The sequence below is a fragment of the Dolichospermum sp. UHCC 0259 genome, from assembly GCF_009711935.1.
Classification (GTDB): domain Bacteria; phylum Cyanobacteriota; class Cyanobacteriia; order Cyanobacteriales; family Nostocaceae; genus Dolichospermum.
Genome location: NZ_VIKX01000197.1, coordinates 1 through 14629, shown reverse-complemented (window position 1 = coordinate 14629; position 14629 = coordinate 1). Strand labels below are relative to the sequence as shown.

The following is a 14629-nucleotide window of genomic DNA, read 5'->3' as shown; positions in this document are numbered from 1 at the left end:
AAAATATGTTAAACCTAATATAAATATTAAAATCAAATCATTGTAAAATATACCACTCACTTTTTATGTATAAATACGAATATTTGCCACCCTATTTTTTGCAAAATGGCGTGACTATGACGGCTTATACAGCTTTATGGGCTAATCGAGACTGGAAGAGTAAAATTACTCATCCAGAACCAAAATATCACGAGGTGATCTTCTCTGGGGGTCAGGATGTGCCAATTTTTGGTCAAGTTGCTATTCCCCCCAATGCCCATAGTACGATTGTTGGCACTTATGGTATTACTGGAGAGTTAGACCAGCAATGGTTTTTACGAATTTTGGGACGCAAGGCTTACGCCCAAGGTTATGCTGTGGTGTTATTTGATTGGCGGGCGCATGGTAAAACCGCAGAATTATCGCCAACTTTGACTTCTGATGGTTTGTATGAGGGGGAAGATTTTGTCAGAATTGCCGAAGCTGCGGCAAAAATGGGTTGTCCTTCACCATTTTGGTTTACGGGCTATTCTTTGGGGGGACAGTTGGCTTTGTGGGGAGTGAAAGCTGCTGCGGATTTAGCACCTAAAGATATTGACATTGCTGGTGGGGCGGTGATTTGTCCGAGTTTGGATTCGTTGCGATCGCTCACCTATTTAGTTAAACACCCTTTTGGGAAATATGTCGAGTCTCGCATTGCGAAGGAATTGAAAAAACTAGCCTGGAAAATTCATGCTGTTTATCCTGAATATATTAATCCAGAAGCGATCGCCAGGGCTAATAGTATTTGGGGATTTGATGAAGAATTGGTGATTGAACGATTGGGTTTTGCGACGGTTGCTGATTATTATCAAGCCAGCAGTGGGTTAGAATTATTACCAAAATTATCCAAACCAACTTTCATCTTATATGCTGCTGATGACCCTTTATTTGATCCGGCGATTATTCCTGATTTAGAAGTTGCTGCTAGAAAAAATCCTGATATAGATTTATTACTCACTCGTTACGGTGGTCATGTTGGTTATGTGAGTAGCAAAAAGTGTCAAAATCAATATCAAGATCCTGATCAATGGTGGGCGTGGAATCGTGTTTTAGAGTGGATAGAAGCAAGACGTAACCAAAAAATTGAAATGGTTTCTCTAAAAGAAAGTAAAGTTTAATTTCTTCTAATGTAATATTGAACGCAGATAAACACAGATAAACGCAGATAAATACGGATGAATTTGTTTAATTTGAATTGGCTACCTGCACCTAAAAAATTAGATTTGTTATTAAATGATGTGCATATTTGGCGCATTAATTTAAATTCATCAGAATCACAATTACAATCTTTTAGGGAAACTTTATCTAGTGATGAAATTGCTCGCGCTGAACGGTTTTATTTTCCTGAACATCGGCAAAGATTTATAGCTGGACGTGGCTCTATCCGCGCTATTTTAGGGCAGTATTTGGCTATTGACCCTAAACAAGTAGAATTTGAATATCAGCCACGTGGTAAACCTTTATTGGCGGCTAAATTTGCTAATCAAGGATTATTATTTAATTTATCTCATTCCCAAGATTTGGCTTTATTGGGGGTAAGTTATCAACATCAAATTGGTGTGGATTTAGAATATATTCGCACTATGTCTGATTTGGAAGGCTTGGCGAAAAGATTCTTTTCTGCTAAAGAATATGAATATTTACAAATGTTTTCTCACGCCCAACAACAACAAATATTTTTTCGTTATTGGACTTGCAAAGAAGCTTATTTAAAAGCTACAGGAGATGGTTTGGTGCAGTTAGAAGAAATTGAAATATGTTTGACACCAAATCAACCTAGTGAATTACTTGTATCAGGAGATTGGAGTTTAAGGGAATTAACACCAGCAGAAAATTTTGCGGCTGCGGTTGTGGTTGCAGGTAGTAATATTAATTTGCATTGTTGGGAATAGTGGTATTACACAGCAATTTATGGGCGCAGGCCCTGCGCCCCTACGCTAGATGCTTTCGATTTCAAAATCGCGTAAATGGGCTTTAAATTTTTTGCTGAACTGGACTAAAAAAGGAAAGTTAGCACTTACAGGTCTATCATGCCATTGGGTGACAATAGCTACTAATTCCCCTTCTGCATCCTTGATGTCAAAAGCATCACCGCGATGTTCGGGATGATGATAAACTACTACTGATTCTTTAACGCGTACGCGATCGCCTATTTTCATAATAATGTATCTAACTTTTGTTGTTCCTAAACCATCTCCACAGCTATTTTGACTACAAAATCCAGCATGATTTAATGGCAAACCCAATTTTACAACACATTGTACTATTAAGCTGTGGAACGAACTTGCATATTTTTGATTGAGATGATTGGTAATGGGTGATTGGTAATGGGTGATTGAAATACTCTTTCCCCTACTTCCCCTACTTCCCCTACTTCCCCTACTTCCCCCACTTCCCCTACTTCCCCTACTTCCCCCACTTCCCCTACCCCTCTACCTACTCCCTCCCTGGACAAAATTCTCGCATCTTTTGGGGAAGTTGCCGACAGACTTGTGAGAATGATTGGGGGGATAATTGCCACCAAGCAAATAAACTGATTGTGGTACTTCCCAATAATAAAACTAATAATCCTGCAAATAGAACTAAACCTTTACTTCTAGATGGCTTTATCGGTGCTGTTGGTGCTTCTGTCAGACTTAAATCTAGCAAGGCTTGGGAACTTGCTGTTAAATCTGTTTCTATGGGGGCTGCTATAATTAATGCTTCTGCGTCGGGGACGGTTAAGGGTTGGGGCGGAATGATTTCTGCTGGCGGTGCTGGTATAATTGCCATTGAGGATGGTTTGGCAACACGGTAGAGAGTCAGGACTACAGATATATTATCTTGGCCATTCTTTTCGTTAGCCAGTTTAATTAATTCTTGGGTAGCATCTGCTATGTCTAAATCGCCTGTAAGTACGGGAATTGCGTAGTCTTGCCAGGATTGTTCGACTAAATTGCGATCGCTTAAACCATCGGAACACAGCAATAAAATCCCATCTTCTTCTATAATAAATCTTTGGACCGAAAAGTTGAGAAATTCTGCTTCTTTTGTACCTAATGCTTGGGTGAGGGCTTTGGCTTCGGGAATTTGCAATGCTTGACGATATAAACTTTTCCCTAAACCAACTTCTCTTTTGACCATATCATCGTCCACTGTCAGGAGTTGACAATAATTTTGAGTAATCCAATAAGCACGACTATCACCAACATGGGCTAAATAAAGTTCGTGGGAATTTTCTAACTGTTCTCTTTTTTGAGGGATTTGCAATGACATAACTAAGGTTGTAGCCATGCGTTCCTTACCCTGACGTTTTTGCTCGTCATTGCGTGACCATACTACATTATTAACGACTCGCAAACAAGACTCTATTTGTTGACACAAGAGGTTAGGAGTTAATAATTCTGTTTGTTCGCTTATTTCTGCTAATAAAGCCCGCATTTGCAATTTAAGAGACTGCAAAGCTAATTGACTGGCAACTTCACCACCTTCATGACCACCAATACCATCACAAATAATTGCTAATCTTGGTTGTAATTGATCATCTAGGTCTCTGGGATGACTAGGATAACAAGCATCTTCATTATGTTTAATGACGGGACCTGGATCTGTTGCCCCGGCTATAGTTAAATATAAAGGTAATTCTGCGGCTGTTGTCAGTAATAGTTCATTGAGTTGAGTATTAATAATTTCTAAATCATTTTCAGGTTGACACATTAACTCAACTATGTTTTCTAATTTTGGAGAAATGGTGTTTTTTGCAATTGTCACCCAATTGCGCCAAGAATTACCTAAATCTTGTAAAGTTGGTTCTTCTATGTTTTGATGCAGTTCTAATAAACGAATACACCAACCTTGCACACATAAATTATCTGTTAATAATAAACTTTGGGCAACTCCCAATGCTGATAAGGGTGTCCACAATTGAAGAATTTGCCATAACCAGTAAATCTGTCTGACGGGAGATGCTTGTTCCCAGGAGTCGCTAATTGTCGGGTAAATACAGCCTGTTTCATCTATGGGAGCATTTTCTAGTAACAGAATATCACCTTCTGTTTCAGCTAAGGAGGTAAAACCATAGGCTTGGGGTATATGCAAATGTTCTGAGTATAAGCTTAGGTAGGGAATAACGATATTTGGGAGTTCTGCGGGGATATCCGGTAATAGTGCGGGTTGGGTATCTAGCCAAATTTGGGGTTTGATGACTTCATATCTGTCTGCTACCTTTGTTTCTGGGGAAATTTCTGCGGCTTGGTTGCCAGTTGCCCAGAGATAGCGGTAAATTAGGGGAGTGTGACAGCGATTGCAAATAGTATCTCCGACGCAGTTCAAAGGTTGATCACATTCTGGATTTGGGCAATTAATCACTCGTTGGGTAGAAAACATAATTAAAATCAGGATTAGTTTTTTCTGTAAAGATTCACTGTATTGGTGTATCTAATGCCCAGCTAAGATGAAACTGCATTGAATTAAGATCCCTATTCCCTGCTATATCTAATTTGTAACTGATTGGGCTTCCTGATACATAATTTCTTGGAAGTGAATCATATCTTTTTGGGGGTCAGCTAAACTAACTTTCACTAATAAATTTTCTCCCAGACTAACAGAACGCCGGAAGGACATGGGCAACTGTAACCCCAAATCTTCTAATAAAATTAGTGCTAAGTTGCTATCTTCTCGTAACCACATTAATACCGTTACCTGCCAAACTTGTTCAGGATGACGACGTAAATATTCTAAAGCATAATATCTATTTGTTTGTCGTTCCACCATTGTTGCTTCTTGGGTGGTACTCATGACTGTCATCATCACTTCTTTGAGTTGTTCCGCAGAGAAAGGTAAACCTTCACCGCGTAAATGTGCTTTCAGTTGGAAGTGGGTAAGTAAGTCACTATAACGACGAATGGGTGAGGTTGCTTGAGTATAAGTATCTAAACCCAAACCAGCATGACGCACCGGTGTAATGCTCATTTCGCTCTTAGGCATACAGCGGCGCATGGCACAGGAACGGACAAAACCTGCGGGAAGTTGCAGTAATTCTTCGTCTGGTGGTAATTCTGGTTGGGGTTGACCACGAAAAGGGAGAGGGATATTATGAGTTTGACCATAACGGGCGGCGACTTCTCCAGCAAGAATCATCATTTCTGCGACTAATTGCCGGGATGAGGAATCATCTAAAACATCAATATTGATATCATCGTCTTTGACTTTGATCATGGCTTCGGGCATATTGATACTGATAGCGCCTTGACCATAACGCCAATTTTTGCGGATTTTTGCCCAATTAGCGATCGCCTCAATTTCCGGTTCAGCCTGTACTCCCAACTCTAACATCTCATCCACATCCTCGTAGGTGAGACGATAGGTAGGCTTGATTAAACCAGCGTGGATACAATAATCTTCAACCGCCCCAACTTCATCTAAAATTACCCCAAAGCTGAGGGCGCAACATACCTTTCCCTGCACCAAACTCATGGGACCTGTAGCCAACACCTCTGGAAACATGGGAATCATCCCCGTCGGTAAATAAACCGTACTCCCCCGTTTTCTAGCTTCCAAATCCAACTCATCATCCGGCATTAATAACCGGGTGGGGTCAGCTATATGCACCCATAACCGTTCCTTACCATCTGGTAATACCTCCCAACTCAAACCATCATCTATTTCCGTCGTGCTTTCATCATCAATGGTGTACACCTTGAGATGTGTAAGATCGAGACGGTTTTTGTCCAAATCTGTGGGAGGAAAATCCAAACGTTCTTGCGCCACTTCTAATACCTTTTGCGGAAATTGAACGGAGATTGATGAACGGCGCAGAAACAGATTTTCATGGGAAGTCCACCAACCCAAATCTATCAAAAGTTGAAATGCCGCCTGGGGCGTAGCAGAACGTCCCAGCATATTCATAGTTTCTAATACTGGAGTCGAAGGCGGACAAGCACGAGCTAAAGAGTCGTAATTCACCTTGAGCATGACCACATCAGCCAACAAAGTTGCATACTTTTCTATGGCTTCTAAACGCTGGCGATCCAGCCGTTGCCATTCCACCACTTGTCCCTGAAGTGCTTGTTCTACACGGGCTAAAAATTCCTGCTGTCCCCTAGCTTTTTGGGATTCTACTTCAATCTGGTGTTTGCGTTCTGCTACTTGTGCCGTGCTGCGGGGTTCATAAGCATCCCCTTTTTGTTTGAAATAGAGTTTATCCTCCGATAACAAACAATGGGCTGCATAACACTGGGGAAGGGTGGATTCCGAAAATAATATATTTGCCAATTGGCTGGGAGTGACAGTTTCTCCATCTTCAATGAGTAGTTCCCACGCTATTTCTAGACTAGATGGATCTAGATAAGGTTGGACTTGACTTAAGAAGTCAGCGATTTCGCCTGGTTTATAGGTTTGTCCATTCACTGTGTAGGTAAATTGGCGCGGTGCAAGACTGTGAGATTGACCCCGTTCATCTACTACAAACCAACGAGTTTTACCGTCTGGACGATCTACCACTCCTAGACGGCGATCGCTTTGAACCCTAAATTCAACTAACGTCCCCTTATCCACAACTGTCGCACTTTAATATTTTTAGATTTTTAAACTGGAGATTTCGGATTAAATAACGGGTATTTAACAAGCTATCAGTATTCAGCTATCAGCATTCAGTTAGTAAGGTAATTCTGGGTTTAAATCCCCTTTTCAACAACCTGCTGACGGCTGACCACTGACGGCTCATTTAATCCTTTATTTAATAATTTGCTATGCAGAATGCTATCACTCTTGACAATTTCATTCCCAAATTTAGCGATATCGTACCATTTTTGAGAATGAATTAATTAAATGTTTTTAGCAATTTCCTAACATTAAATATTAAATTTTAGATTTTGGACTCAAAGTAACTGGGCATCTCCATGCAACTGCTACTTTATTGGACAATAATCCAAAATCCAAAATCCAAAATATTCTTAACCTTCGGCGTTAATGAAGGGTAACAAAGCCACAATCCGGGCGCGTTTAATGGCTGTAGTCAAAGCGCGTTGTTGCTGACAGGTTAAACCAGTGATTCTCCGAGGCAAAATTTTACCACGTTCGGTCAAAAACTTCCGCAACAAATCTACATCTTTGTAATCAATGGCATCTCCGGGCTTAATTGGAGAAAGGCGACGACGATAGTAACTCATTCTTACTTAATTTCCTTGTGAACTGTGTGTTTATTGCAGTGGGTACAGAACTTTTTCAGTTCTAAACGGTTGGTTGTGTTCCGACGGTTCTTAGTGCTGGTATAACGAGATACGCCAGGGGAACGTTTATCTGGATTTGTCCGACACTCGGTGCATTCTAGTGTCACTATTATGCGCGCACCTTTACTTTTAGCCATAATCTTACAAACTGTAAAGCCTGGAGGATAATTAACACAAATGGTTATTATCTCATATTTCGAGGAAATTTTTCAACCAACCGTTTAATTTTTATATCTAATGAATAACCCCGACGGGAAGAAACTATAACTGTCCGAAAAAAGCGGTCATGGAAAGCCTGACGCATCTGAGTATCAGATAAAGCTGCACCCCCGTCAATGATTAAAGGCAGTAATAAAACGACAGCAGCGGGATTGAGGATGATATTCCCCAGGAAAATGGATAATAATAAGCTAGAAAAGCAAATAACCCCTTCTCGAAGTAATAATGTCTGAAATTGCGGGATTCTGTTGACTATTTCCCCATTTACGACTTCTAGGATCTTTAAATCAAATGCCCAACGGCCTAAACTTTGTCCCTGATTGTTGTAAACTACGACTACGCGAAAAATTAACCAAGCAAAAATAAACACAAAGATTTGAGCAAATTGAATACCAATTTCATTACTTCTCACCATAGAACTCAGTAACCATGCACCGAAAAAGTCCATAGCTAAAGCCATTCCCCGACGAGTAAGATCCCCTTTGGGGTAGTGTCTTTGATTTACCTTAACAAGAGTCATATTCTTTACCTCACTAATGGTAAAATTATAAATTTATTTAAACCTGTGTAAACTTACAGTATAAGTCAGCAGGTAGGGGCGCAGGGTCTGCGCCCAGTTAGAAGTCAGAAATCAAACTGGCTTGCTTTTCAGAACAAGAAAGTGCATGGTTTTAGCTTATGGTGTCTCAAAACAATTGCATTTTTCTTTGTCGGATTTGGAAAATTGAGGATATCCAGATAGTTGAAACTGTTCTCTCCCCTCACAGAAGGTATTTAAAGGATCTGTATCAATTTTTATTCCCTGGAATAAACAATACAACAAATAGTTGATTCTGATACGGCATTCATATTTATATTAAGAGATAATAATTAAATCTTCACTCAATCCTGATGACCATCTGACACTAAATTAACAATTAGTTTCATAACTAATAACTAATAACTAATTAGGTCTTGTTCTGATGTCAAATATTTACAATACCCAAGAGTTAATTCAGATTTTGGCAATCGAACGCCAAGCTTGCTTAAAAGGAGAAAGGTTAAAGTTAGATATAACTGTTGCTAGTAATCCTGTTATAGATCCGTTTATCAGAACCGACGGAGTACAAAGATTCACAGCTTACCAAGATTTTAAAGCCTCTATTCATGAATATCAACGAGAAAATCAAGTTTCTGGAATTATCTGGAAAGATATTCAGATTAAAGGTAAAAATCTCCATTATCCAGAAATTGATCCAGAATTGATTGCCTTAGAAAGTGATTTAGAAATCTTGAAACCTGCCAAAGATTCTCTTTTAGAGTTTTGGTATTTGGTAACAGAAGAAATGGATTTATATTTAAGTTTTAGTAATGGTAAACAACATCAAAAAGTGATCAAAGTAGATGTAGAAAGAATTGTCCAAAGAACAGAATGGGCAACTTTGTTAAAGTGGGAAAATCCGAACTTTCTAGAAATTATTTTACAATTAGGGTGGGGACAACCGCAAGAAGCAGCTTATAAACGAGGAAGACCATTAGCCGGTAGTGAATTTATTCATGCCGTCAATCCGGGATGTTATCCTATCGGTTAATACAGAAGGAGTAGTGTGTTAATTCTGTGTATTTTTGGAGGGATTGTCCGGAAAATTATTGGTGTTACCGTAGTTTACACCGAAAACATCTGTTCCAGGCACTTTCTCATAAAAATATGGCGACATATTTTGTGCATGAAGTCTTATGGGATAAGGGATTCAGAATTAACACACTACAGAAGGAGTCAGGAGTCAGGAGGAAGAATTAGAAGGAGATAAGAATAGTCTCAAATTTCAGAAAGTGATAGCATAAACGCTGACTTGTCAGTTCGGTTTTTAACGGTTTCAATGCTGATTACTTGTACCTAATTCACTTTTTTAACCCGGAAACTCTTAATCTATCTAGTGTCTCATCAACTAACTGATTCTTGCGCTTCCCGATACAATCTTTTTGCTATCCGAAATAATTCTTGTCCTGTGTGCAAATAACGATCATCATAGCTTAATGGAAAGTAGGCTAACTCCTCTATTCCATCTGCAACTTGACTCATACAATAGTAAATATGGGCTGCTGCGGCTGCAAAACTAGTAGGATTTGGCAAAGAACGAAACTTAATTTGTGCGTCTCGTAAATCTTCCCGACAGGATTCTAAATAATCTTGAAATTCGTCCAGAAGATCATCATCAAAAGGATCTGCGGCTAATTCGTCAATTTGTGATTCTAAAGAATTGAGAATTGTCGAAAGTATCCGATTTACTGGTTTATAAACTAAACGTAACCATTCTTCGACGTTTTCATCAACATCTTTTCTTGTTCTCCTAGTTGCTTTGTGGTGCTGTTGGGCATATTCTGCACGTTTTTGGCGAACTTGATGAAATTGTTGCTGACTGTGACGGAGTTTTTCATCGTAATTGAAACGACTTTTACTGTCACTTAAAATTTCATAGGCGGCATTAACACGAATAATTTGTTCATTGTCTGTGATTGTTTGATTACTATCAGGATGAAAAATTTTCACCAAGCGGCGATAAGCTTGTTTAATCTCCGCTTGACTGGCATTGTTACTAACTTTTAGGGTGTCGTAGTGGTTAAAATCGGACATGAATCCAATAGATTGTTAACTGACGCTAGTTGCTGTTTTCGCTTCTAGGTCTTGGAATAAAGGTGTACTTAAATATCTCTCACCGAAACTAGGCTGAATCATCACTATTAAGCGTCCCTGATTCTCTGGACGTTGGGCAACACGCACCGCTGCACAGAGGGCTGCACCACTGGAAATGCCCGATAGTAGTCCTTCCTCCCTGGCTAATCTGCGACTAAAAGCGATCGCCTCCTCATCTGTCACCGTAATTACCTCATCAATCAATTCTACCTTTAAGACTTGGGGAATAAAACCCGCCCCAATCCCCTGAATTTTGTGAGGTCCTGGTTTACCCCCCGATAAGATAGGGCTATTAGCTGGTTCAACAGCTACGCAAGTAAAACTCGGTTTCCGTGCCTTCAAAACTTCCGCCACCCCCGTAATCGTCCCCCCAGTCCCCACTCCCGCCACAATCATATCCACCAATCCATCCGTATCCTCCCAAATTTCCTCAGCCGTAGTTTCCCGGTGAATTTGGGCATTAGCCGGATTGCGGAACTGTTGCAACATATAGGCATAAGGTGTTCTATCCACAATCTCCTGCGCCCGTCGAATCGCCCCACTCATCCCCTCAATTCCCGGCGTGAGTTCCAACTGGGCCCCATAAGCCCTTAACATCGCCCGCCGTTCCGCACTCATCGTTTCCGGCATAGTTAAAATTAATTGATACCCCTTAGCCGCTGCTGCCATCGCCAAAGCAATTCCCGTATTTCCCGATGTTGGTTCTACCAAAATCGTCTTCCCAGCAGCGATTAATCCTTCCTTTTCCGCCGCCATAATCATACTTACCCCAATCCGGTCTTTTACCGATGACGAAGGGTTCATACTTTCCAATTTCACGAGAATTTGAGCCACACAACCTAATTCTTGAGGAATCCGGTTTAACTTCACTAAAGGTGTCCGTCCCACCAACTCCGTAATATTTTCAACAATCCGCATAATAAATTTTCTGTTTTCAAATGTAGTACATTATATCCAACTGCTTTCGAGAATCCCGTTTTTCACAAAGATCCTGAAGCGAATAATTTTGTAACACTAAATTTGCCGCTTGACGTGCTTCTTGCCAAATTTCTGAAACCACAGAATTATCTAAACTTGTGGTTTTAGTATTTTGTTCACCAGTTTGCACATCCAAGCCTTCCAAGCATTCTAAAATTTCAAAGATACTAATTTTTCGAGGTTCTCGCGCCAGTAAATAGCCACCTTTTGAACCCCGTTGACTTTTAACTATACCGCCCCGCCGCAAAGTTGCTAACAGTTGTTCTAAATAACGATCAGGTATCTTTTGTTGCAGAGCGATTTGCCGAATTTGCATCGGTTCACCGTTTTCATAATGAGTAGCCATCTCTAATAACGCCAAAATTGCGTATTCAGATTTACATGATAGTTCCACAAGCAATAATCCAAGATCAAAATTGAAGGATGAAAATGAGCGAAACCTGATAGTTCACCTCTTTTACAGTATACCCCGGTTCTTCACTGGGGTTTTTGCTACCCACAAAAAAACCCCGCCATGAGGCAGGGTCAAATAACGTTTCAACTTATGAACCGATTTTTAACAGTTTAGAAGCTGAAAGTTGTTCTGAGTGTACCGATCACGGTATCGTTAGTATTATTAGCTTGTCCAGGAGAGGTCATCCAGATAACTCCAGGAGTTACGGATACATTTTCGGAAACGCGATACTTATAGAAGCCTTCCACTTGGTATGGAGTCTCTCTACCAGTCGCACCTAGTGAGTAAGGTTGAGCGCCACCAAAGATACCTAACACGTTACCTTTCTTACCAAAGTCAGGTAAAGCTAAACCTACACCATAGCTCCAAGCTTCTTTATCATCATTAGCTCCGAAGCCTGTAACATCATGATAGGAAACGAAACCACTCAATGACAGTCTATTGCTGGGCTTGATAGCTGCGGAAATACCGTAGGAGTTACTGGAAGAGGCTCTAGTCTCACTTGTTACGCTATTGACACCTAAAGTATTAGCTTGTGCCGTACCTACCAAAGCACCACCATCAAGTCCTGAATCAAATAAGCTGCTACCAGCTTTATGATAACCATGTACATAGGTTGCAGCCAAAGCAACGCGATTACCAACGTTAAAGTTTAACTGACCTAAAGCCGCATAGTTGCCATCAAACAAGCCATTACTGGGACTAGGATCATTAGCATTTGAAGCCAAGTAACCTAATGTGAGAGAACTTGGTTTCAAGGAACTATCACCGGGTTTCCCAAAGGGTACATTCAAGGCAATACCAGAACCACCACCAATGCGGTAGATGGGGTTTTCAGATGCGAAGGTGCTTAAAGCCCCGTTACCACCATCTGTTTTATCAAAGAAGTAAGGATTGTTAACAGCGGCATAATCACTATGTTGCCCACCACTAGCGGAAAGATAAACTCTTGCAGGTCCTACAGGCGCTTCATAGGTTAATTTGTCAATTCTAACGCTGTTAGCACCAGTGCTACCAACTTCAAATGTTTGTTTGCCGACTGCACCACCAATGATCGGATTATTAGCATTATCTCGGAGATCAAAGCCTGTGGCATTACCAGCAGCCAAGCGGGTGGTTAATATATCTCTACCCGTAAAGCTTGTTTCTAAACCTAAACGCACTCTGTTTTGGAAAACTGCCCGGTTAGCTTGGCCTGTTTGACCACCAAAAGTATCAGTGACAGCAAAAATGGCTTCACCTTTTAACTTAGTGGTAGTGGAGAATTGATTGGCTTCTAATTCAGCAGTCCGCCCTTCTAAAGCATCTACTCGACCGCGTAAAGTTGCCAATTCTGCCGAAAATTCTTCTTGCAAACGCTGCAATGTTGCTAAATCCTGTTTTGTTACCATATCAGCGGTTGCTGTGGCAATCAATTCGTTTACACGATCTAAACAAGAATTTAAACCAGCGGCAAATTCGTAACGGCTTAAAGCCCGATTACCGCGATATGTGCCATTGGGATAACCTGCAATACAACCATAACGCTCTACCAAAGATTGCAAAGCTTGGAATGCCCAATCGGTAGGTTGAACATCAGAGAACTGCGAAACTGATGTTACCTGATTTAAGGAATTATTGTTTTCGTTGCTGTAACGGTTAACCTGAGCTAAAACTTGAGCTTCTTTGGTTTCTGTCGCCAATAATTCTGGCTTTTGGGAAACTTCTGTTGTAGAGGAAGTTCCTATTGACGATGCTTCTTGGGTGGTACTTGGTGCGGCGATTGCTGTTGAAGATACTAACAATGCTGCTCCCAAAATTGCTGGGCTAACCACCAAGGATTTCCACAAAATATTAGACATTTTTCCTTTTCTCCTCACACCTTTAATATGGATAACTTGAGTTCGCTGTAGCTAACTGTTTACAAACGCGAAGTCTTGTTGAAACCTGTGTAATAGGCATGGCTGCCACCAATACCACAATCATAGCTTTTACAAGGCTAACAATTGATTAACTCATCGTTAAACTTCAATGCAATTAACTTATGCAAAAACTTTCAACCATATCCTGTGACTATATTATCACTTTTTCTAATAATTAACATAAGATTTTTTGATCAAGTAAGTATCAATTTTCCTGGTAATATATTTTTGGTTATACCGAGTCAAATTTGAATCTGTTTTACTGACGTTAAGCTGTTCTTATGTAAAAAATTAGGGAATAGGTTTCTGTATCGAAAAATCTAGAAAAGTTTTGCAATATACTTGCAATCAAAACCCTTCTACATTAATTATTATTTGTTCGTAATGGGTGTTTGTTTTCACTCCAAAAACCTGACAGATATAAATGATGGGCGATCGCTAATAAATGTTCCATGACAATAATTCATGTTGCTAATTGTTGTTAGCAAATATCTCAATATCGTCTCATCCTGCTTATTAAAAATTACCACCTGGTAACGCAGAACAAAGTTAAAAAATCCTATTAAATAAGCTTTTTAGGCTTTTCTAATAGTTAATTTACTGACTTGGTTGTGTACTGATTTAAACCAAAAAACACCCTTAAAAACTATCCGCCCTGATTTAGATCAGATAATCTAAGTCAGGGCGGTCTAGCGGGTCTTCAAGTTGTAACCAGACTGCCGGAAGGAACTCCGATGTTAAGCCTAGTCAGTTAAGCTAACTTAGTATCTCAAGAGAACTAAAGCCAACTTTTAGAGAACAGCCCCGGCACACAGCCGGCTAACTACAACTGGATGACCCATGCGTATACTACTTTCTATCATGGGCATCACCTCCTTGTTGCCTAAATGGTCTTAGTTTCAAAAGGGGCAAAGCAAAATGCTTTGGGTTTGTAACCTGAGATTACTATAGCACAACTACAAAAATTTGCAATACCTTAATTTTAATTTCTGCCATAAAAAAACCCCCACCATTGAGGTGAGGGCTACCTAACAAAGATAAATTCAGGGTAAATTCCAGATTTAGAGAGCGTTACCACGTGGTAATACTTCTTCTGGGAATACGAACTGTTCGTGGGGTTGATCTTGAGGAGCCATCCAAGCGCGAATACCCTCGTTCAACAAAATGTTTTTGG

General features: G+C 40.2%; 14 protein-coding genes and 1 pseudogene. 3 read left to right on the top strand and 12 right to left on the bottom strand.

The features are described 5' to 3' along the window. Positions 1-65: 65 nt before the first annotated feature. Positions 66-1139 (top strand): YheT family hydrolase, encoded by a 1074-nt coding sequence (locus FJR05_RS15885; protein WP_168644992.1) that lies wholly within the window; start codon positions 66-68, stop codon positions 1137-1139. Positions 1140-1196: 57 nt separating this feature from the next. Next, positions 1197-1913 carry a 4'-phosphopantetheinyl transferase HetI gene (hetI, locus tag FJR05_RS15880; RefSeq protein WP_168644991.1) on the top strand — a complete coding sequence of 239 codons (717 nt, stop codon included), beginning with the start codon at positions 1197-1199 and terminating at the stop codon, positions 1911-1913. Between the two features lie 45 nt (positions 1914-1958). On the opposite strand, the gene FJR05_RS15875 is transcribed toward hetI, so the two are convergent. From FJR05_RS15875 to FJR05_RS15845, 7 genes are all read right to left on the bottom strand, one after another. After that, positions 1959-2180 (bottom strand): ferredoxin-thioredoxin reductase variable chain, encoded by a 222-nt coding sequence (locus tag FJR05_RS15875; RefSeq protein WP_168645002.1) that lies wholly within the window; start codon positions 2178-2180, stop codon positions 1959-1961. A 107-nt stretch (positions 2181-2287) separates the two neighbouring features. After that, entirely contained in the window at positions 2288-2440 is a 153-nt protein-coding gene (locus tag FJR05_RS15870; protein WP_168644981.1) for a hypothetical protein, read from the bottom strand. A 17-nt stretch (positions 2441-2457) separates the two neighbouring features. Further along, positions 2458-4386: a protein phosphatase 2C domain-containing protein gene (locus FJR05_RS15865; RefSeq protein ID WP_168644990.1), complete on the bottom strand. Its 1929-nt coding sequence runs from the start codon at positions 4384-4386 to the stop codon at positions 2458-2460. Positions 4387-4494: 108 nt separating this feature from the next. Beyond that, positions 4495-6555 (bottom strand): ribonuclease R family protein, encoded by a 2061-nt coding sequence (locus tag FJR05_RS15860; protein WP_168644989.1) that lies wholly within the window; start codon positions 6553-6555, stop codon positions 4495-4497. Between the two features lie 398 nt (positions 6556-6953). Next, positions 6954-7169, bottom strand: coding sequence for a 30S ribosomal protein S18 (gene rpsR / locus FJR05_RS15855; protein WP_168644988.1), 216 nt, complete (start codon positions 7167-7169; stop codon positions 6954-6956). 2 nt (positions 7170-7171) lie between these two features. Then, positions 7172-7366 (bottom strand): 50S ribosomal protein L33, encoded by a 195-nt coding sequence (gene rpmG, locus FJR05_RS15850; RefSeq protein ID WP_010998585.1) that lies wholly within the window; start codon positions 7364-7366, stop codon positions 7172-7174. A 47-nt stretch (positions 7367-7413) separates the two neighbouring features. Then, positions 7414-7968: an RDD family protein gene (locus FJR05_RS15845; protein ID WP_168644987.1), complete on the bottom strand. Its 555-nt coding sequence runs from the start codon at positions 7966-7968 to the stop codon at positions 7414-7416. 442 nt (positions 7969-8410) lie between these two features. Here FJR05_RS15845 and FJR05_RS15840 point away from each other — a divergent pair, with 442 nt between their 5' ends. Then, positions 8411-9019 carry a hypothetical protein gene (locus FJR05_RS15840; protein ID WP_168644986.1) on the top strand — a complete coding sequence of 203 codons (609 nt, stop codon included), beginning with the start codon at positions 8411-8413 and terminating at the stop codon, positions 9017-9019. Positions 9020-9372: 353 nt separating this feature from the next. Here the strand turns inward: FJR05_RS15840 and FJR05_RS15835 are convergent, their stop codons facing one another. From FJR05_RS15835 to FJR05_RS15815, 5 genes and pseudogenes are all read right to left on the bottom strand, one after another. Beyond that, positions 9373-10062 carry a J domain-containing protein gene (locus FJR05_RS15835; protein ID WP_168644985.1) on the bottom strand — a complete coding sequence of 230 codons (690 nt, stop codon included), beginning with the start codon at positions 10060-10062 and terminating at the stop codon, positions 9373-9375. Positions 10063-10077: 15 nt separating this feature from the next. Then, positions 10078-11040 carry a cysteine synthase A gene (cysK, locus tag FJR05_RS15830; protein WP_168644984.1) on the bottom strand — a complete coding sequence of 321 codons (963 nt, stop codon included), beginning with the start codon at positions 11038-11040 and terminating at the stop codon, positions 10078-10080. 16 nt (positions 11041-11056) lie between these two features. After that, positions 11057-11494, bottom strand: coding sequence for an Rrf2 family transcriptional regulator (locus FJR05_RS15825; protein ID WP_168644983.1), 438 nt, complete (start codon positions 11492-11494; stop codon positions 11057-11059). Positions 11495-11664: 170 nt separating this feature from the next. Continuing rightward, positions 11665-13395 carry an iron uptake porin gene (locus tag FJR05_RS15820; RefSeq protein ID WP_168644982.1) on the bottom strand — a complete coding sequence of 577 codons (1731 nt, stop codon included), beginning with the start codon at positions 13393-13395 and terminating at the stop codon, positions 11665-11667. A gap of 1121 nt (positions 13396-14516) precedes the next feature. Next, positions 14517-14629 (bottom strand): annotated as a pseudogene (locus tag FJR05_RS15815) (photosystem II D2 protein (photosystem q(a) protein)); the annotation flags it as partial.